The following is a 16447-nucleotide window of genomic DNA, read 5'->3' as shown; positions in this document are numbered from 1 at the left end:
CCTACTCCAGATCCCAGGCGCGAATCCAGAGCACGGCGTCCTGGCTCAATTCCTTGCCCTCATGTTCGACCACCGGCCCGGCCCCCAGCGCGGCAAAGCCCCAGTAGCCTGCGCGCGGCACGCCGAAGGTGAAATAGCCGTTCACGTCGGAAATCGCCACAACCGCGCCGCCGGGGGGCGGGGTGGTGACGGGGGCCGAGGCGCGGCTGCTGTCCATGTCTGGCTCTGCGGCCATGTACTCGATTTCGATTTCGGCCCCGGCGACGGGCGCGCCATTGGCCAGCACGCGGCCCGTGAAGGTCGATCCGGCGATCACGTTGTAGGGTTTGTTCAGCGGCACGATCTCGACCGGCAGTCCCACGGGGTCCATCCAGTCGGTGGGCATTGTCCCGCGATTGAGGAACGCCTTGGTGATCTGCTGGATATAGACGTCCTCTGTTTCCTCGAAATAGGGTTCAGGCACCGTCACCAGAATGTAGTCGCCGGAGCGCCGCACCGGGACCGAGCCGCGAAAGGCCGCGCCGGTATTGCCCGACCCCTGAAAGGCGACGGGTTCCAGCGTGTCCAGCAGGTCTGTCCGTTCACCGCGATGGATCATGAAGAACTCTAGCGGGCGGGCAAGGTCCATGACGTGGCCGTTTTCGAACGGGTGCCAGAAGACCAGTTTGACCGGCACATCGCCAGGGCGGTCGATCATCGTGTCGACGGTGTATTCCAGCAGGAAATGCGCAGAGGCGGCGGCGGGAAGGGCCATAAGGCCCGCCAACAGCGCCGGTTTCAGTGTGGGAAGCAGCTTCACCATGACCGTCCTTGTCCATGTCGCGCCATCCCCGGCGCAAAGCGTGATGGACGGCGGGATCGGACGGCCAATGTCGGACCAGAGCGGACTCCGGGCGGCGAAGGCCAGACGCTTACCCCGTCGTCCGGTGGAACCGCAGCCCCTATGCGGGCGACGGGTGTCCGGCAGGTCTCCTGGCTCGCGGGTCACTGTCTGGGCCTGCCTTCCCGGATTTCTCCAGTGGCGTCTTGGCCCGGACTCTCCGCTTACAGTTGCGGGGGCAGCTGCCGGTTTGGCGCGCAAGACACGCGCGGCACGGCATTCCCTCTTTCCCCCAAAGGACGCGCCTTTGGGACCGGTCACGTCCTTGTGTCTGACAGATGGCCGGTGCCGGGGCAATGGACAAAGCGACACGGGACAAGGCCGGCTGCGACATCCGAACAGGGCGGTTGACGGCGCGCGGGTTGCGGTCGATAGCTGGTCGCAGGATTGTTATCGCCAACGGGGGGCGCACTATGAAACGTTCACGCATCAACGCCATCATGACAGAGGCGGATGATCTGATCCGGCGGCATGGTTTTGTGTTGCCTCCCTTTGCACAATGGTCGCCAGAGGCCTTTGTGGCGCAGGCGGGGGCGGCGCGGCATGTGATCGATGCGCGCTGTGGCTGGGACATCACCGATTACGGTGCCGGGCGCTATGACGAGATGGGGCTGTTCCTGTTTACCCTGCGCAACGGACTGCTTTCGGATCTGACCAGCGGGCGCGGCATGTGCTACGCCGAAAAGCTGTTGATCTCAAAGCAGGATCAACTGTCGCCGATGCACACCCATGTGATCAAGGCAGAGGACATCATCAACCGGGGCGGTGCGACGCTGGTGGTCGAGCTGTATGGCTCTGACGATGAGGGCCGCTTTGCCGAGGATCGCGGCGGGCGGGTGATGTGCGACGGGATCGTGCATGACTACACGCCGGGCGAAAAGCTGCAACTTGCCCCCGGTGAGAGCGTGACGTTGCGCCCCGGCGACTGGCACGCCTTTTGGGGCGAGGGCGGCGATGTGCTGATCGGTGAGGTCAGCACCGTGAACGACGACGAGACCGACAACATCTTTCGCGAACCGATTGGCCGCTTTGCCGAGATCGAAGAGGATGAGGCGCCGTTGCACCTGCTGGTCAGCGATTACGCCAAATGGCTCGCGGCCTGAGCGCGCACGCGCGGCGCGCCGGTCATGTCGATGCGGCAGGTCAGCAGTTCATGGTCTGACAGGTACTGACCGGCCGCAGAAAGCGCCGGGGTCACGCGGGCGTCGGTTGCCGCCACGCCGCGCGTGAACAGCCAGTCCAGCATCCACAGCGGGTAGTTGACCGGTTTGCCGGGAGCGGCGCGGGTTGTGGGCAGGCCCGCATTACATCCGCGCCAGTCAAAGCTGTGGCTTTCAAAGACGTCGAAACAGGGCTCATGTGGGGCCGGATCGGCAAGGATGTTGGCGTAGGTTCGGATGCCGTCCATCAGGGATTTGGTATTGAGGTCGCCGCCGATCACAGTGGGGCCGGTGCCGTAGGTGCTGTCCAGCCTGTCTATCAGGGTGCGGGTATCGGCGGCGCGGCCTGCGGCGTCGCTTTCGCTTTCGTAATGCGCGGCGGTCAGGGTCAGCGGTCCGTGCGGGGTGGCGACTTGCGCGGCCACGGCCATCCGTCCGCCAAGGCGCAACTGGCCGTCGTTCTTGGGCTGAGAGACAAACCACATGCCGCCCGCATCCAGCGGGATCAGGGCGACATTCTCCAGCGGGTAGCGCGACAGGATGGCGTTGCCGTGCAGGCCGTGGGTGTTGGGGATATCGGCGAACAGCGAGGTTTCATAGGGATCGCCGGTGCCCAGTTCGACAAACTCGGTGCCAAAGGCATAGCCCATCCCGAGCGCCTCGGCGAGATCCCGGACGGTGTGGCGCTGGCCGGAGCGGGCCATACCGATGTCCACTTCTGTCGCCAGCACCACGTCCGCGCCGAGGCTGCGCAACAGCTCGGCGCTGTCCTCGACGCGCTTGCAGCGCTCGATGTTCCACGCGGCAACGGTCAGGCGCTGCGGCGCGGGCAGGGGCGCGGGGGGCTGGCGCAGTTCCAGCGTGTTCAGGCAGGGCCACTGCGCCTGCGCGCGGGCATTGAACGCGGCGTCGCCGCCGTTGGCGATGGCCTCGGCGCGGGCGGCGGCGCTGGGCGTTTCCATTTCGGAAACAGTTTGGGTCAAAACGGGACGCATGGCTTTCCTTTGGAAACGGGCGCGGGGGGGGCGCCGGTGTCCGACGCGCCTTGGCGAAGATGCGGGCGGGACGGGCGAAAGGCAATCGCCTGCGGGTGCGGGAGCCTCGGGCGGGTCTTGCCAATCCGGGCTGTCGCCGCCACTCTCCGCCGGACATTGGGCGGAGGGCAGGACATGTTGCGCAGGGCATTGGGAAAAGGCGGGCCAGAGGTTTCGGCGCTGGGCATCGGGGCAATGTCCTTTGCCGGGTTCTACGGCGCGGTCAGCGTCGAGGGCAGCCACGCGGTTCTGGACGCGGCGCTGGATGCGGGGGTCGATCACATCGACACCGCCAATGTCTATGGCATGGGCAAGTCCGAAGAGATCATTGGCGGCTTTCTGAAACGTTATGCGGGCAAGGGCGGCCTCCCGTTCCGTATCGCCACCAAAGCCTCGATCACTCGCGACCCGGACACCGGCGCGCGCTGTTTCGACAATTCCGCCGCCCATCTGGAGTCGGAACTGGACCGCAGCCTGAAACGGCTGGGGCTGGAGCGGGTCGACCTGTTCTATGTCCATCGCCGCGACCCAAGGTTCGAGATCGAGGAGGTCACGCAGACGCTGGCGCGGCTGGTCCAGAAGGGCAAGATCGGGGCCTTCGGCTTTTCCGAAATCGCGCCATCCAGCCTGCGCCGCGCTGCTGCCGTGCACCCCGTCGCTGCGGTACAGTCAGAATATTCGTTGCAGACGCGCCAGCCGGAAATGGGTTTGATTCAGGCCTGCGAAGAGTTGGGCACCGCGCTGGTTGCCTTTTCGCCGGTCGGGCGCGGGCTGTTGTCGGACACGCCGCCGACGCCCGAGCGGGTAGAGGCCGCAGCGTTTCTAAAGGTCAATCCGCGCTTTACCGGGTACAATCTGGAACGCAACATCGAGGCCAGCCAACCGTTGCGCGATCTGGCCGCCGAGGCGGGCTATCCCACGGCGACGCTGGCTATTGCATGGGTGCTGTCGCAGGGGCGTACGATGCACGCGATCCCCGGCACGCGCAGCCCCGGCCACCTGCATGAGTTGGTGCGCGGTGCCTGCATGATGCTGGGCGACGATCTGAAGGGTGTGATCGAGGCGCGCCTGCCGGTTGGCTGGGCCCACGGCGCACGCTATTCGCCCGATCAGTCCATCGGCCCCGAAGATTACTGCTGAGCGCCTCACTCGTGGGTGACAGGGGCCGGAACCCCGGATCACGCAAGGCGCAGTGGCGCGCACCGGCAGACGGTCGGCGCGGGCCGTTGTGGCCGGACCGGAGGGTCGCTGGCTTCATCTACTGGCCCCATCTAAAGGCATCCAACTCTTTGCGCCGGGCGACGGGGGTAGCGGACCTGACGACCCCAGAACAGGCGGGACAAGGCGCATCTGTAGATGCGGCGAGATGCAATTTTCTATGGGCGCGCAGCTTAACTGCTATACCTCTGTCTGAGTGACAAATGTGATTATCTTGGACGTCGACGTTGTCGAGCCTCGGGAGGACCCATGAAAACGCTTTTGACCGCCGCCGTGGCAGTGATGCTGTCCGTGTCGTCCGTTTTGGCCGACTGGGTGCCATCGGGACCGGTGAAGGTGCTGATCGGGTTCCGGGCCGGTGGCGGCGCGGACACGTTGGCCCGCCTGATTTCGGAGGACATCGCCGACAGCTATGGCTGGACCATGATCCCCGAAAACGTCACCGGGGCGGGGGGTGCCGTGATGGCGCGGGAACTTCGGTCCGCTGCCGCTGACGGGCTGACCATCGGGGTCGGCGTTACCGACACCTTTGCCTATGGCGTGCTGGCCGTCCAAGAGCCGGGGTATGGTCTGGACGATTTCGACGTTCTGGCGACCATCGCAGGCACCCAGATGGGGATCGTCGCGCGGGCCGACCGGGGCTGGAAAACCATGTCGGACGTGATCGCGGCGGCGAAAGCGGGTGAGAAAATCTCATTCGGGTCGATGACGCCGCGCCTAGCGGATGGGGCCTATTACGTTGGCAAGGTCAACGGCGTCGAGTTCAACATTGTCACCGGATTCAGAGGTGGGCGGGCGGTTCTGAACGCGATCACCGCCTCTGATGTGGACATCGGCTGGGTTGGGGGGCCACAGGCGGCGGGCGTGCGGTCGGGCGACCTGATCAATCTGGCCAACGCAGAGGCCCTGCCGCTGAAGGTGTCGCCGGACGCGCAGCCGCTGGCTGAAATCGGTGTCGATTTCCACTTTGGCGCCACTTTTGTGGCGTTGGCACCCGCCGGATTGCCCGAAGAGACGCGCGCGGCACTGAGCGACGCAATCGCCGCAGTGATCCAGAAAGACGGCAGCAAATCCAACACATTCATCAACAGGGTGCTTGTCCTGAAGGTTGTGACCGGCGACGCGGCGGATGCCTTTGTCGCGGCGGAGATGACCGAGGCCAAAGCCCTGCTGGCGGCCACGGCAGACTAAACGCCAGTTCGGTGGGGGCAAAGCCATGAACCGCAAAGCCACCACCCGCGACATCGCCGTCGGGTGTGTGGCGGTCGGTTTTGCGCTGTTGGCGCTGCTGGTCTGGATTCCGGTCGACATCGAGTCCGGCGTCATAGAGGTCTGGAGACGGTCCGTGCGCATCGGGGATGCGATGCTGCCGGTGTTTTCGGCTGTGGGGATCCTGCTGGCCGGCGCGGTGATTGCCCTGCGGACCAGCCTGCGCGGACGTGGTGAGGACGCAGGGGTCATCGACCTGCGGTTTGTGCTTTGCTGCCTGCTTATCATGGGGACGGGCCTTGGTGCGATGCAGGTCACGGGACCGGCGATGGTCTGGCTTTGGTCGGGTGGTCAGACGCCTTACCGGCTGATGCTGGACACGGCCCCTTGGAAATACGCGGGTTTTGTGACCGGCGGCACGGTCATGACCTTTGGGTTCATGGCGCTGGCCGGGCATCGGGTGTCAGGGCGGCTTGCCCTGTTGGCGCTGGCGGCGACGGTTCTGATCGCGCTGCTGTATGATCTGCCGTTTGGCAGCCTGTTGTTGCCTCCCAATGGCGATATGTGATGGGCGTTCTGGACTATATCAGCGCCGGTATCGTGGAGGCGTTTTTTGGCAATCCGGCGTTGGTGCTTGGTCCTGTCGTGCTGTCATGGCCGATTGTTCTGGTGGTGGCGGGGTTCTTTACCGGCGTGCTGATCGGGGCGACGCCGGGGTTGTCGGGGCCGTTTGCCATGGCGCTTGCCCTGCCGATCCTGATCTCGATCTTCGGTTTTGCGCCCGATGCCTTGCTGCCGGTGCTGGGGTTTCTTGTCGGGATCATGAAGGGCGCGACCCTTGGCGGCGCGGTGCCTGCGATCCTGTTCAACACCCCCGGCACGCCCGATGCCTATATGACAACGTTGGACGGGCACCCGATGGCGCAAAAGGGGCAGGCCGGACAGGCGCTGCGGGTGGCCCATTTCTCCTCTGTCAGCGGCGATACGTTTTCGGACATCGTGCTGTTTGTCTGTGCGCCATTTCTGGCCATTTCCATCGAGGCCATGCTGGGCTTGCCGGAAAAGGCCGCGTTGATGATCCTGTCGCTGTCCTTTGTCGCGGTTGTGGTGGGCAAAGACACTTGGAAAGGGCTGTTGGCCGCCTGTTTCGGGCTGTTTGTTGCCGCCGTCGCAAGTGGCACCGACAGCTATCCCCGGCTGTCGCTGGGCAGCGATGGTCTGGCCTCTGGTTTGCCGACGATCGCGGTTGTGATCGGGCTGCTGGTGGTCGGAGAGATCTTTGTCAGCCTGCAAGAGATGTGGCGCACAACCCGGAGCGCAGGTCCACCGCCGGACCGGCCCGCGCTGGGCGACAGTACGCTGAGCCTTGGCGACCGTCGCAGGCTGTTGCCGTTCGTCGGTGTATCGATGAGCATCGGCACCGTTGTCGGTGCGTTGCCGGGGGTCGGCACGACGCTGGCCGCGGCAATGGGCTATGCCGCCGGGCGCAAGATGCACAGGGGATCGCCGCCCTTCGGCCGCGGCGCGCCCGAAGGGATCGCCGCGACCGAGGCCGCCAATTCCGCCGTCTCGGGGGCCAACCTGATCCCGGCGCTGAGCCTTGGGATTCCGGGAAATCTGGCGGCTGTTTTCCTCTTGCTTGCCGCCGATACGATTGGCGGTTTCAACCCCGGTCCGGCGGTGTTCCGGTTCACCGCCGAAGAGGTGAACACAGAGTTGGTCGTCGTCTTTGCGCTGTTCACGCTGATGGCGGTGGCGAACCTCGTGAACTGGGGGACGGGGGCGTGGATCATGCGGCTGCTGGGCGGTCTGATCCGGGTGCCGCGTCATATCATGCTGCCGATTGTGCTCTTGCTGACGATCACCTCTGTCTATGTCGAGGGCAGTCGCATGAGCGACGTCTATGTTCTGCTGGCCTTTGGTGTGGTCGGCTATTTCATGCGGCAAAGCGGTGTGCCGGTTTTGCCTTTCCTCATCGCCTATATCCTAGCCGAGCCGCTGGAAACGACGATCCGCAACGCGTTCGAGGTGTCAGGCAGCGACCCGTGGTTCCTGTTCACCAGCCCGATCCCGGTGCTGTTTCTGTCGCTGGCGGTCGCTGTCATTGCGGGGGCGGGCTGGTTGCGCGGGCCGCCCGCAACGGGCCGCTGACGGGCGGGCTATGATCCGCGCGCAACTTGGCGGGGGTGGCCTGCGAACCACCTGTGACGCCGTATGACGGCTTCGGCGCTAGGTGATGGCCGCGACGATAGCAAGGCCGAGGCCATCCGTCCCTGATCCGGTAGGTTCAAAGCGGGTCGGGGCTTAGAACAGGTCCTGCGTTGGGGATGCGCAACGCTCCGTCGGCTGTGCCAACAGAGTCAATTTTGAACCGTGCAGCAGGGCGTTTTCGACAAGATTTCGACACAGGACGCCAAAAGCTTCCGGATCGAGCTCCGACACCACGGGGGCAGCCGAATGCGTCAACAAGATGCGGCCCGGTGCCAAGTTGGGTCCGATGTCTGGGATCAGGACACCCGCCGCAGCGCGCAGAACCGTGTCGCCCTCGATCAACAGGATCGGCAGGCCTGTTTCCGATCCATGCTTGATGCCCAGCCATGATCCGCCCGGCTGACGCAACGCTGACGCCGTTAGGCCCCGTGCTTTGGGTTTCTGTCAGATTTTCTGCGGATGTGGTGCCGCTGGTCTACCGTGTTGACCGGCCGGGGCCGGGGATCGAAATCGCCCGCCGTTCGCGGCGGATCGCAGTCGCAAGCGTCGCGGCCGTGATCCTGTACGCGCTGTCCACCTGATTGGAGATTGAGACTGAGACGGCGGTATTGTGTGCCTTGGCGGGAAAGGAACCTGGGGGCGTGACGTGAACGTGGCTAGGGCGGCGATGGTGTATCCGGGCCGAAGAATGGGCGCTTAGGGGTTTGACGGCGCGTGCCGCGCTATCGGGAACAGGGTGACCCGTCTTTTGCGGTTTAGCATCCCCCACAGGCCACGCGGTTCCAACAGCATGATCCCGACCGAGATGGCGCCAAGGATGATCATGTACCAACTACCAAGATCAGCGAGAAATTCGCGCAGGACAAAGAACAGGATACATCCAAGGATTGGCCCTTCGAGCGACCCGATACCGCCGATGACGACGATAAAGATCACAAGGACGGACCAGTCATTGACGCTAAAGGCCGCTTCGGGCGTGATACGCAGCTTTTGCAGAAAAATCAGCGCGCCGATCAGACCTGTCATGGCGGCGACGCCGACAAAGACACCGAATTTCAGTCGGGTGGTGCGCACCCCGATGCTTGTCGCGGCTTCTTCGTTGTCGCGGATCGCCCCCAGCCCCAAGCCGATGCGCGACCGCATCAAGGCCCAGACGCCAAGGATCACCGCCAGCATGATCGCCAGAGCGATCCAGTATGTCAGGCTTTCGCGGGCGGCGCGGCTGTCGGCCATGCCGCGCACGATGTCGGTGCGCAATGAGATGCCCGACCCGCCACCCAAGGCGCTGATCTGGGCAAAGCTCAGGCGGTAGACCTCGGCGATGACCCATGTGCCAATGGCAAAATGGGGCCCCGACAGGCGGAAGGCGACCAGCGCGGTCGGCCACGCGAGGATGCCCGTCAGCACGCCCGCCAGCGGCAATGCCAACAGCACGGGCAAACCGGCAAACATCGTCAGCGTGAACAACATATACCCGCCAAGGCCCACAAAGGCCTGTTGTCCGACCGATATCAGCCCCGAGTATCCCGCCAACAGGTTCCACAATTGTGCCAAGGCCAGAAAGTAGAAGGCCTCTATCAGCAGGCGCATTGTGCCGCGATCGGCCCAGTAGGGGCCTGTGGCCAAGCCAATCAGAACCAAGACGAGTAGTCCGAGGCGTGTGGCGTCTGCCTTTGAGACCTGCATCATTCTATCCTCTTTGCTTGGGAAACAGGCCCTGAGGCCGCACGACCAGAATGATCAGAAAGACGATGTGGCCTGCCAGAATTTGCAGCCCCGGATCGACCTGCGCCCCGATGCCTTGCGCGACACCCAGAATGATACCGCCTGCCAGCGTGCCCCAAAGGCTGCCAAGCCCCCCGATGATCACGGCCTCGAACGCAAACAGCAGCCGGATTGGACCCGCTGAGGGATCAAAGTTGGTCTTTACCGCCATCAGGACACCTGCAATCGCGACAACCGCGCTGGCGAGGGCTGTGGCGATGGCAAACAGATGCCGCCGATCCGCACCCATCAGGCCAATGATCTCTCCGTCATCGGAGGTGGCGCGCAAAAGGCGGCCGGTGTTCGTATGCCCGAAGAACCAGTTCAGTCCGCCAAGCACGCCAACGGCTGCACTGAACATCAGCAGCGGCACCGCCCCGATGGACAAAGCGCCGATGCCAAAGGATGCGGTATCAAGCGCACCGGCGCTCAGCCGCCTGCTGTCGGCGCTGAACTGCTCCAGCATCAGGTTTTGCAGGATCACCGAAAACCCGAAGGTCACCAGAATGGACGGCAGGATATCGCGCCCGACAACCCGGTTCAGCACCAGACGCTGTCCGATGTATCCGAACACCGCCATGACTGGCAGCACGATCACCAAGGTCAGAAATGGGTGTAGTCCCAAACCCTCGACCAGAAGCAGCGCGCCAAAGGCACCGGCGACGATGAAATCCCCGTGGGCGAGGTTCACAAACCGCATGATGCCGAACATCAGCGACAGGCCAGCCGCGAAGAGCGCATAAAGCCCGCCCAACAGGACGCCCTGCACAATCGCATTGATCCATTCCATCAGCTCACCTCTTTTTCGCGGCCAAAATAGGCGGCTGAAATCATCTCGCGGGTCATGTCGGCGGATGTGCCACTCAGGCTGACGTGGCCTTCCTGAAGGCAATACATTCGGTCGGAAACCTGCATCGCCATGCCGATGTCCTGTTCTACCAGCAGCACGGCCGTGCCGCCTGAGCGTATCCGGGGCAGGGCGGCGTAGATGTCGCGCACGATCACCGGTGCAAGGCCAAGACTGACCTCGTCCAGCAAGAGCAGGGCAGGGTTGCTCATCAGCGCGCGGCCGATGGCGACCATCTGTTGCTGCCCGCCTGACAACAGGGTGGCGGGGATATCGCGCTTTTCTTCGAGGATCGGAAAGAGCGCCTGCACGGCGTCAAGGTTCCATTGGCCCTTGCGGCCAACATTCGCGCCCAGCATCAGGTTTTCCCTGACCGAAAGCGACGGGAAGAGGCGGCGGCCTTCGGGGGACATGGCAATGCCCTGCCGCGCGATCTCGAAGGCGCGGGCCTTGGCGATGTTGCGGCCCTTATAAAGGATGCGCTGGCCCGGTACGGGCAGCAGCCCGGTCAGGCATTTTAGAAAGGTCGATTTGCCCGCACCGTTGGCGCCCACAAGAGCGACGGTTTCAGCCTCTGCCATCTGGAAATCGATCCCGAACAACGCCTGAAAGTCGCCGTAAAAGGCATCAAGGCTGTCGATGTTCAGCAAAGCGCTCATGCCTCGATCCCCAGATAGATGGATTGGACTTCGGCGCTGTCGAAGGTCGCTTTGGGTGGGCCCTCGGCGATCTTGGCACCGAAGTTGATCACCGCCAGCCGGTCAACCACTGCAAACAGCGCATGCACCACATGTTCGATCCAGATGATCGCAACGCCTTGGGCCTTGATGTCGCGTATGGCCGCAATCAGACTGCCGCATTCCAGATCGGTCAAACCACCGGCGATTTCGTCCAGCAGCAGCACCTTTGGCCGTGTCGCCAACGCGCGCGCCATTTCCAGCCGTTTGCGTTCCAGCAGGCGCAACTCTGCCGCTGGCGCATTGGCGAGGTGAGACAGCTCCATCTGGTCCAGAATGGCGCGGCAAAGCGGTTTCGCCTCGGCGCCGTTGCCGCCCCCGAATTCGGCTGCGACCAACAGGTTTTCATAGACGGTCAAGCCGCCAAACGGTTTGGGAATCTGGTAGGTGCGCCCAACGCCGGCCCGGCAGCGTTCAGCGGCGGACAGCTTTGTTATGTCCCGCCCTTGCCAGAACACCTGACCCGCATCCGCCATCATGACGCCAGCAATCAGGTTGAACAGGGACGATTTTCCAGCGCCGTTCGGACCAATGATCCCAAGCGTGTCACCGGCTGCCAAGGTCAGCGATACGTTGTCGACGGCACGCACTGCGCCAAAGCTTTTGGTCAGGCCTTTGGTCTCTAGCAAGTGGCTCACCGCGTTGCCTTTCATATGGAATGGCCCCGCCAAGGCGGCAGGGCCAGTTGCAGGCAGGTTATCCGCCGATCAGAGTGACATCCGCCGTCTTGGCAATGGCCGGGTGATCGCTGTTTTCGACGATCTCCAGCACAGGCTTGCCGTCTTTGATGTGCCATTGCCCGCCAACCAGTGGCGTCTTGGAAATGTTTGGCACCGGGCCGGTCATAAAGTTCACGGGCCCCACGACCGATTGGTAATCCGTGGCCCGCAGCGCGTCACGGATCGCGGTGGGGTCCATCGGGTCGGTGCTTCGTTTCAGAGCATCTATCGCGACTTCGAACAGGGAGTGTTTGAATGCCAGCGGCATGGTCCACGGATTGCCGGTCGCGGCCTCATAGGCGTTGGCCAGTTCGGCCGAGCTTTGTCCGGTGAAGCCCGAGGAATAGGGATGACCGGGCGACCACCAGACTTCGGTGCTGAGCCCGTCGCCGCGGTCCCCCAAAGACCCGATGACCTGCGGGAATTCCAGCGCCTTGCCAAAGGTCACGACCTTCGGCTCAAACCCCTGCTGGGCCGCCTGAAGCCAGAAAGTCGCGAAATCCGGTGGCGGTACAACGCCCGTCAGAATTTCGACGCCTGCCGCTTTGAACGCGCTGATCTGGGCACTGAAATCATCGCTCATCACCTGATAGCGACCCGGATCGACGAGGGTGTATCCCTGCGCCGCAAGGGCGGGTGGAAACCCGACATCGGGGCTGCCCCAGGCATTTCCATCGGGGTCGTTCGGCCACAGCGCGCCGACAACCTTGTTGGTCTCGGTCTGGTTCCAAATGCCGGTGAAGGTGGAAATAACGTCTTCCAGACCCCAGAAGAAATGGAAGGTCCAGTCGAACCCTTTGGCGGGATCGCCCTGACGTCCGAAAAAGTGAGGCTGCCAAGGGGTGTCATTGGTCAGGCAGGGAATTTCATTCAGTTCGGCCTGATCGGCGACCGGGTTTGTGGTGTCCGGCGTCGAGGTGGCGGTCAACAGATGCACCTCTTCGTCGAACATCAGTTCCTGCGCGACCGTAGCGGCGCGGTTCGAGTTCGACTGGCTGTCCTTGACGATAAAGACCACGTTGTAGGTCTCGCCGTTGATTTTCAGCCCGTCCACAAGCCGGGTGCGGAATTGGTCCAGCACAAAAGCGTCGGATTCCGCGAAGACGGCCAAGGGGCCGGTCTGGGGGGTCACAAAGCCGATCTTGATCGTTTTCGATTGCGCCAGAGCGGGCAGCGGCAGGGTCGATGCGGCGCCAAGGGCGGCAACGCCAGCCCCGAATTGGCGGCGTGAAAGCGTGGGTTTGGATGTCATTGGGTGTTTCCTCCTTACACCGGATGGGGGGATGCGCGGCCTCAGGCGGCGGGTTCGGGCATTTTGCCCAAAGCCTCGACAAAGAACGGGCGGAAGCCTTCGGGGTGTTCGCTCATCGGGAAATGGCCGACCTCGTCCATCACCGAGAGGGTCGCGCCAGCGATGGCATCCGCCGTGCGTTTGGCATCCTCGGGTGTGCAGGTCAGGTCATAGGCACCAACGATCAGATGCACGGGGGTCTTGGCCGTATCGATCCGGCCCAGCCGCGCGATCAGGCTGTCGTCCCGAGTGTAAAAACTGAGATCGCCCCGAAACACGCCGGGGCCGGACTGCATGAACATCCAAAGGGTATTCCAGCGTTCGGCCTCTGGCGCGAAAGGCGAGATATTGGCCGACACAAGCGCCGCGCCCATTTCGCCGCCATGGGCGTCGGGCCGGTCAAACCAGTCGATGTCATACCACGCCGGTTGGAAATCGCTGGCTTCAATGGCGATGAAGCCGCTGAATTGATCGGGGTGCAGGGCGGCCAGTTGCAGCGCAATGCGCCCGCCCATAGAGCAGCCCGCCAGCACCGGACGGTCCAAGCCGAGCGCCGCGACCATCGCCAGAACAGTGTCGATATAGGTTTGCGTGGTCAGCAGGTATTCTTGCGTCTGGAACCCTTCGGGCGGCAGGGACTTGCTGTGCCAAGGCATGTCAAAGGCAATCAGTCGATTGCCCTGCGTGACCTCGGCGTCGTTCATCAGGTGACGCCATTGGCGCGTGTCCGCTCCGGCGGTGTGCAGGCACAGGACGGGGCGACCCTGACCGGATTCCTCGAAGTAAATTCGCTGGGTGATGCCTTGGACATTGATCGTCACATAGCGTCCGACAATCGGTTCGATCATTGGTCTGCCCCCGTCTGAGGGCGCCCCAGCGCCATGAATTCCTTGAAAAAGCGCAGGTTCTTGACCAGCATCAGCATGTCGCCGTCGATCCGGCCACGGCCAATCTTGACGAGCCCGAAAATGTCATGAAATCCCGGCGTAGGGCGTGGCTCCCAGAACTGGGTCAGTGCCGCGGCGTCGGTGCGCAGGGCAAACCGCCAGGGCGTCTTGCGGCTGGGGCCTGCTTCCAGGGAAACAAGCGCGCCTTTTTCGAACGTCAGATAGAACTCATCGCCATCAATCTCGATCAGCACCGTTTCAGAAAACAGGCGGCCAAGGCGTTTCAAATGACCAGACGCATTCAAACGCGCCTGCATTGTCTTTAGTTTGGATCGCATGAGCCCCCCTTGCAGGCGTGATGATCGCCTTTCGTTGCGGTCAAACTGGGCTGTGGAGGGAAGTTTGGGCAATGTCCGTGCAGGTATCCGGCAATACCCTTGGGGGCCTGTCCGCCTCCAAACCGCATCGCCAAGCAGTGAGGGTATTGGGCGATACCACGCAGGGCATTGGACGACGCGGGTGGCTGGGGAATGATCGCACAGCACTTGGATCAGGCGACATCCAGCTTGATCGGCTATGCACGGCACCTGAGGAGGAGGACATCTTATGGGCATCGTTACTATCGACAACGTCACTGACGTTGTGATCGCCGCACTTGGCAAAAATGGCGACATCGACGCGCGGCAGCGCGAAATCATGACCTCGCTGATCACGCATCTGCATGGGTTCTGCAAAGACGTGAAACTACAGCACGGCGAGTTCATGGCCGCTTGCGATTATCTGGCGCGTGCGGGGCAGACCTGTGATGACAAGCGGCAGGAATTCATTCTGCTGGGCGATATCCTTGGCGTCGAGGTGCTGGTCGACATGCTGACCAACCCGGTCGACAGTGGCGAAAGCGAATCCACCGTGCTGGGACCGTTTTACCGTGAGAACCCACCGGTCCTGCCCAAAGGCGCCTCAGTGGTGCAAAAGCATTTCGACAACGAGGAATCCGCCTATTTCGAAGGCTATGTGCGCGACACCAACGGCGCGCCGATCGAAGGTGTGATCATGGATGTCTGGGAAGACGCCCCCAACGGCCTCTATGAAAATCACGATCCCGACCAGCCGGATTACAACCTGCGAGGCCGTTTTGTGACCGACGAGAACGGCCACTATGCCTTTCGCGCCGTGCGGCCTGTGCCGTATCCGATCCCCGACAATGAAACCGCGGGCGAGTTGTTGCGCTACATGGGGCACCATCCGAACCGGCCCGGCCATATGCACTTTATCTTGTCAAAGGACGGCTATGGCACCTTGATCAGCCAGATTTACGACAGCTCTAGCGACTGGCTGGAGAACGACTCTGTCTTTGCGGTCAAGCAGAGCCTTGTGGGGGAATTCAAGAAAGCCCCGACAGAAATGCACGACGATCTGCATGTCGAGTTCGACTTTGTCCTCAAGGCCGACGCCAAGGCGATGGCCGCCGAGTAACGCCACGCAAAGCTGCTATTTGGCCCTCGATGCGTCGGGGGCCATTTGCATTTAGCGTGCAATTCGAACGTCGTTCTCCATTAGTGTTGCGCAGCGGGTTGGGGAGGCCTGTCGCATGAACCTCAAACAACTGACGTATTTTGTCGCCGTGGCCGAAGAACTGCATTTTGGTCGTGCGGCAGAACGTCTTGGCATGGCGCAGCCACCACTCAGCCGTCAAATCAAACAGATAGAGGAAGAGTTGGGCGCGCTGTTGTTCAACCGTGGCCGCAACGCCATTACGATGACACAAGCCGGCGAGCGGCTTTATCAGCGCGGCTCTGATATTCTGCGCCAGATCGAGGACGCCAAGCTAGAAGTGCGCCGGATCGGGCAGGGGGCAGAGGGGCGTCTGCGGATCGGTTTTGTCGGCTCGTCCACCTTTGGCATGTTGCCCAATATCATCAAATCGTTTCGCGCCAACTACCCGGACGTCAATCTAAGCCTGATCCCGATGAACAATGCCCAATTGCATCGCGCTTTGGTCAGTCGCGAAATCGATGTGGCCTTTGCCCGCCCCGCATTGAAAGACAGCGAATTTGTCACCCGAAAATTGGGGGAGGAGCCGCTTGTTCTGGCGGTGCCCGACACGGTGGAGACAGGCAGTCGGGGTATGGCCAACCTGCATGACCTGACAGCGCAGAACTTTGTTCTTTACCCGGAATATCCACGCCCCAGCTTTGCCGATTTTGTGCTGAACAGCTGCGCTGACCAAGGGGTCGAGATCACCAACCGGGTCTTTACGATGGATCTGCAAACCGCCCTCAGCCTTGTCGCGATTGGCGAAGGCGTCTGCATCGTCCCTGCCTCTGTTGCGTCCGGGACCCGCAACGGCATCCGGTTTTGCAAGATTGAGCAGGCTTTGGCCCATACCGAACTGTCGTTGAATAACCGGCTGGACGAACAAAGTGTCCATGTCCGCAATTTCGTGAAACTCGCCCAGTCGGTCGCCCGCAAGACGTTGTGATCCGGTGC

The 16447-nt window shown here is 62.6% G+C and carries 17 protein-coding genes and 1 riboswitch; of the genes, 8 read left to right on the top strand and 9 right to left on the bottom strand.

Annotated features, from left to right (window positions below; translation table 11 throughout):
- Nucleotide 1 precedes the first annotated feature (1 nt).
- Nucleotides 2-802, bottom strand: coding sequence for a DUF4198 domain-containing protein (locus VOI21_RS21935; protein WP_323772101.1), 801 nt, complete (start codon nt 800-802; stop codon nt 2-4).
- 142 nt (nt 803-944) lie between these two features.
- Nucleotides 945-1153: riboswitch (cobalamin riboswitch) on the bottom strand.
- Nucleotides 1154-1293: 140 nt separating this feature from the next.
- Between VOI21_RS21935 and VOI21_RS21930 the strand changes: the two genes are divergently transcribed.
- Nucleotides 1294-1983 carry a D-lyxose/D-mannose family sugar isomerase gene (locus VOI21_RS21930; protein WP_323772100.1) on the top strand — a complete coding sequence of 230 codons (690 nt, stop codon included), beginning with the start codon at nt 1294-1296 and terminating at the stop codon, nt 1981-1983.
- On the opposite strand, the gene VOI21_RS21925 is transcribed toward VOI21_RS21930, so the two are convergent.
- Nucleotides 1959-3035 carry an endonuclease/exonuclease/phosphatase family protein gene (locus tag VOI21_RS21925; RefSeq protein ID WP_323772099.1) on the bottom strand — a complete coding sequence of 359 codons (1077 nt, stop codon included), beginning with the start codon at nt 3033-3035 and terminating at the stop codon, nt 1959-1961. The genes VOI21_RS21930 and VOI21_RS21925 overlap by 25 nt on opposite strands.
- A gap of 174 nt (nt 3036-3209) precedes the next feature.
- On the opposite strand from VOI21_RS21925, the gene VOI21_RS21920 reads away from it, so the two are divergent.
- The 5 genes from VOI21_RS21920 (at nt 3210) to VOI21_RS21900 (ending at nt 8293) form a co-directional block, all read left to right on the top strand.
- A complete protein-coding gene (locus VOI21_RS21920; RefSeq protein ID WP_323772098.1) occupies nt 3210-4214 on the top strand; it encodes an aldo/keto reductase in 1005 nt (334 codons plus the stop codon).
- 327 nt (nt 4215-4541) lie between these two features.
- Nucleotides 4542-5483 carry a tripartite tricarboxylate transporter substrate binding protein gene (locus tag VOI21_RS21915; protein ID WP_323772097.1) on the top strand — a complete coding sequence of 314 codons (942 nt, stop codon included), beginning with the start codon at nt 4542-4544 and terminating at the stop codon, nt 5481-5483.
- 25 nt (nt 5484-5508) lie between these two features.
- Nucleotides 5509-6069: a hypothetical protein gene (locus tag VOI21_RS21910; protein WP_323772096.1), complete on the top strand. Its 561-nt coding sequence runs from the start codon at nt 5509-5511 to the stop codon at nt 6067-6069.
- The gene (locus tag VOI21_RS21905) at nt 6069-7652 is read left to right on the top strand and encodes a tripartite tricarboxylate transporter permease (protein WP_323772095.1); all 1584 of its coding nucleotides are present in this window, start codon (nt 6069-6071) and stop codon (nt 7650-7652) included. The genes VOI21_RS21910 and VOI21_RS21905 overlap by 1 nt, the downstream gene beginning before the upstream one ends.
- Before the next feature lie 446 nt (nt 7653-8098).
- Entirely contained in the window at nt 8099-8293 is a 195-nt protein-coding gene (locus VOI21_RS21900) for a hypothetical protein (protein WP_323772094.1), read from the top strand.
- Nucleotides 8294-8408: 115 nt separating this feature from the next.
- Here the strand turns inward: VOI21_RS21900 and VOI21_RS21895 are convergent, their stop codons facing one another.
- The 7 genes from VOI21_RS21895 to VOI21_RS21865 are packed head-to-tail and all read right to left on the bottom strand — an operon-like array spanning nt 8409 to nt 14295.
- Nucleotides 8409-9401, bottom strand: a complete 993-nt coding sequence (locus VOI21_RS21895; protein WP_323772093.1) for a branched-chain amino acid ABC transporter permease — start codon at nt 9399-9401, stop codon at nt 8409-8411.
- A gap of 1 nt (nt 9402) precedes the next feature.
- Nucleotides 9403-10266, bottom strand: coding sequence for a branched-chain amino acid ABC transporter permease (locus tag VOI21_RS21890; RefSeq protein ID WP_323772092.1), 864 nt, complete (start codon nt 10264-10266; stop codon nt 9403-9405).
- Nucleotides 10266-10982, bottom strand: a complete 717-nt coding sequence (locus VOI21_RS21885; RefSeq protein ID WP_323772091.1) for an ABC transporter ATP-binding protein — start codon at nt 10980-10982, stop codon at nt 10266-10268. Before VOI21_RS21885 ends, VOI21_RS21890 begins: the two co-directional genes overlap by 1 nt.
- The gene (locus VOI21_RS21880; protein ID WP_323772090.1) at nt 10979-11713 is read right to left on the bottom strand and encodes an ABC transporter ATP-binding protein; all 735 of its coding nucleotides are present in this window, start codon (nt 11711-11713) and stop codon (nt 10979-10981) included. The genes VOI21_RS21885 and VOI21_RS21880 overlap by 4 nt, the downstream gene beginning before the upstream one ends.
- A gap of 43 nt (nt 11714-11756) precedes the next feature.
- Nucleotides 11757-13031, bottom strand: a complete 1275-nt coding sequence (locus tag VOI21_RS21875) for an ABC transporter substrate-binding protein (RefSeq protein ID WP_323772089.1) — start codon at nt 13029-13031, stop codon at nt 11757-11759.
- 41 nt (nt 13032-13072) lie between these two features.
- Nucleotides 13073-13918 carry an alpha/beta hydrolase gene (locus VOI21_RS21870; protein ID WP_323772088.1) on the bottom strand — a complete coding sequence of 282 codons (846 nt, stop codon included), beginning with the start codon at nt 13916-13918 and terminating at the stop codon, nt 13073-13075.
- On the bottom strand, nt 13915-14295 hold the full coding sequence (locus VOI21_RS21865; protein WP_323772087.1) for a hypothetical protein: 381 nt from the start codon (nt 14293-14295) through the stop codon (nt 13915-13917). Before VOI21_RS21865 ends, VOI21_RS21870 begins: the two co-directional genes overlap by 4 nt.
- A 268-nt stretch (nt 14296-14563) precedes the next feature.
- On the opposite strand from VOI21_RS21865, the gene VOI21_RS21860 reads away from it, so the two are divergent.
- Nucleotides 14564-15433: a dioxygenase gene (locus VOI21_RS21860; RefSeq protein ID WP_323772086.1), complete on the top strand. Its 870-nt coding sequence runs from the start codon at nt 14564-14566 to the stop codon at nt 15431-15433.
- A 115-nt stretch (nt 15434-15548) separates the two neighbouring features.
- Entirely contained in the window at nt 15549-16439 is an 891-nt protein-coding gene (locus VOI21_RS21855) for a LysR family transcriptional regulator (RefSeq protein ID WP_323772085.1), read from the top strand.
- Nucleotides 16440-16447 lie beyond the last annotated feature (8 nt).

It is taken from the genome of Antarctobacter sp. (assembly GCF_034670325.1).
Taxonomy (GTDB): domain Bacteria; phylum Pseudomonadota; class Alphaproteobacteria; order Rhodobacterales; family Rhodobacteraceae; genus Antarctobacter.
This window is presented reverse-complemented; position numbering and strand designations above follow the sequence as displayed.

Bases quoted from the DNA above. Each gene is read 5' to 3' on its own strand.
- VOI21_RS21920 (WP_323772098.1), top strand. From the start codon at position 3,210: ATGTTGCGCAGGGCATTGGGAAAAGGCGGGCCAGAGGTTTCGGCGCTG.
- VOI21_RS21855 (WP_323772085.1), top strand. From the start codon at position 15,549: ATGAACCTCAAACAACTGACGTATTTTGTCGCCGTGGCCGAAGAACTG.
- VOI21_RS21865 (WP_323772087.1), bottom strand. From the start codon at position 14,295: ATGCGATCCAAACTAAAGACAATGCAGGCGCGTTTGAATGCGTCTGGT.
- VOI21_RS21915 (WP_323772097.1), top strand. From the start codon at position 4,542: ATGAAAACGCTTTTGACCGCCGCCGTGGCAGTGATGCTGTCCGTGTCG.
- VOI21_RS21875 (WP_323772089.1), bottom strand. From the start codon at position 13,031: ATGACATCCAAACCCACGCTTTCACGCCGCCAATTCGGGGCTGGCGTT.
- VOI21_RS21880 (WP_323772090.1), bottom strand. From the start codon at position 11,713: ATGAAAGGCAACGCGGTGAGCCACTTGCTAGAGACCAAAGGCCTGACC.
- VOI21_RS21930 (WP_323772100.1), top strand. From the start codon at position 1,294: ATGAAACGTTCACGCATCAACGCCATCATGACAGAGGCGGATGATCTG.
- VOI21_RS21900 (WP_323772094.1), top strand. From the start codon at position 8,099: ATGATCCGCCCGGCTGACGCAACGCTGACGCCGTTAGGCCCCGTGCTT.
- VOI21_RS21890 (WP_323772092.1), bottom strand. From the start codon at position 10,266: ATGGAATGGATCAATGCGATTGTGCAGGGCGTCCTGTTGGGCGGGCTT.
- VOI21_RS21895 (WP_323772093.1), bottom strand. From the start codon at position 9,401: ATGATGCAGGTCTCAAAGGCAGACGCCACACGCCTCGGACTACTCGTC.
- VOI21_RS21885 (WP_323772091.1), bottom strand. From the start codon at position 10,982: ATGAGCGCTTTGCTGAACATCGACAGCCTTGATGCCTTTTACGGCGAC.
- VOI21_RS21905 (WP_323772095.1), top strand. From the start codon at position 6,069: ATGGGCGTTCTGGACTATATCAGCGCCGGTATCGTGGAGGCGTTTTTT.
- VOI21_RS21935 (WP_323772101.1), bottom strand. From the start codon at position 802: ATGGTGAAGCTGCTTCCCACACTGAAACCGGCGCTGTTGGCGGGCCTT.
- VOI21_RS21870 (WP_323772088.1), bottom strand. From the start codon at position 13,918: ATGATCGAACCGATTGTCGGACGCTATGTGACGATCAATGTCCAAGGC.
- VOI21_RS21925 (WP_323772099.1), bottom strand. From the start codon at position 3,035: ATGCGTCCCGTTTTGACCCAAACTGTTTCCGAAATGGAAACGCCCAGC.
- VOI21_RS21910 (WP_323772096.1), top strand. From the start codon at position 5,509: ATGAACCGCAAAGCCACCACCCGCGACATCGCCGTCGGGTGTGTGGCG.
- VOI21_RS21860 (WP_323772086.1), top strand. From the start codon at position 14,564: ATGGGCATCGTTACTATCGACAACGTCACTGACGTTGTGATCGCCGCA.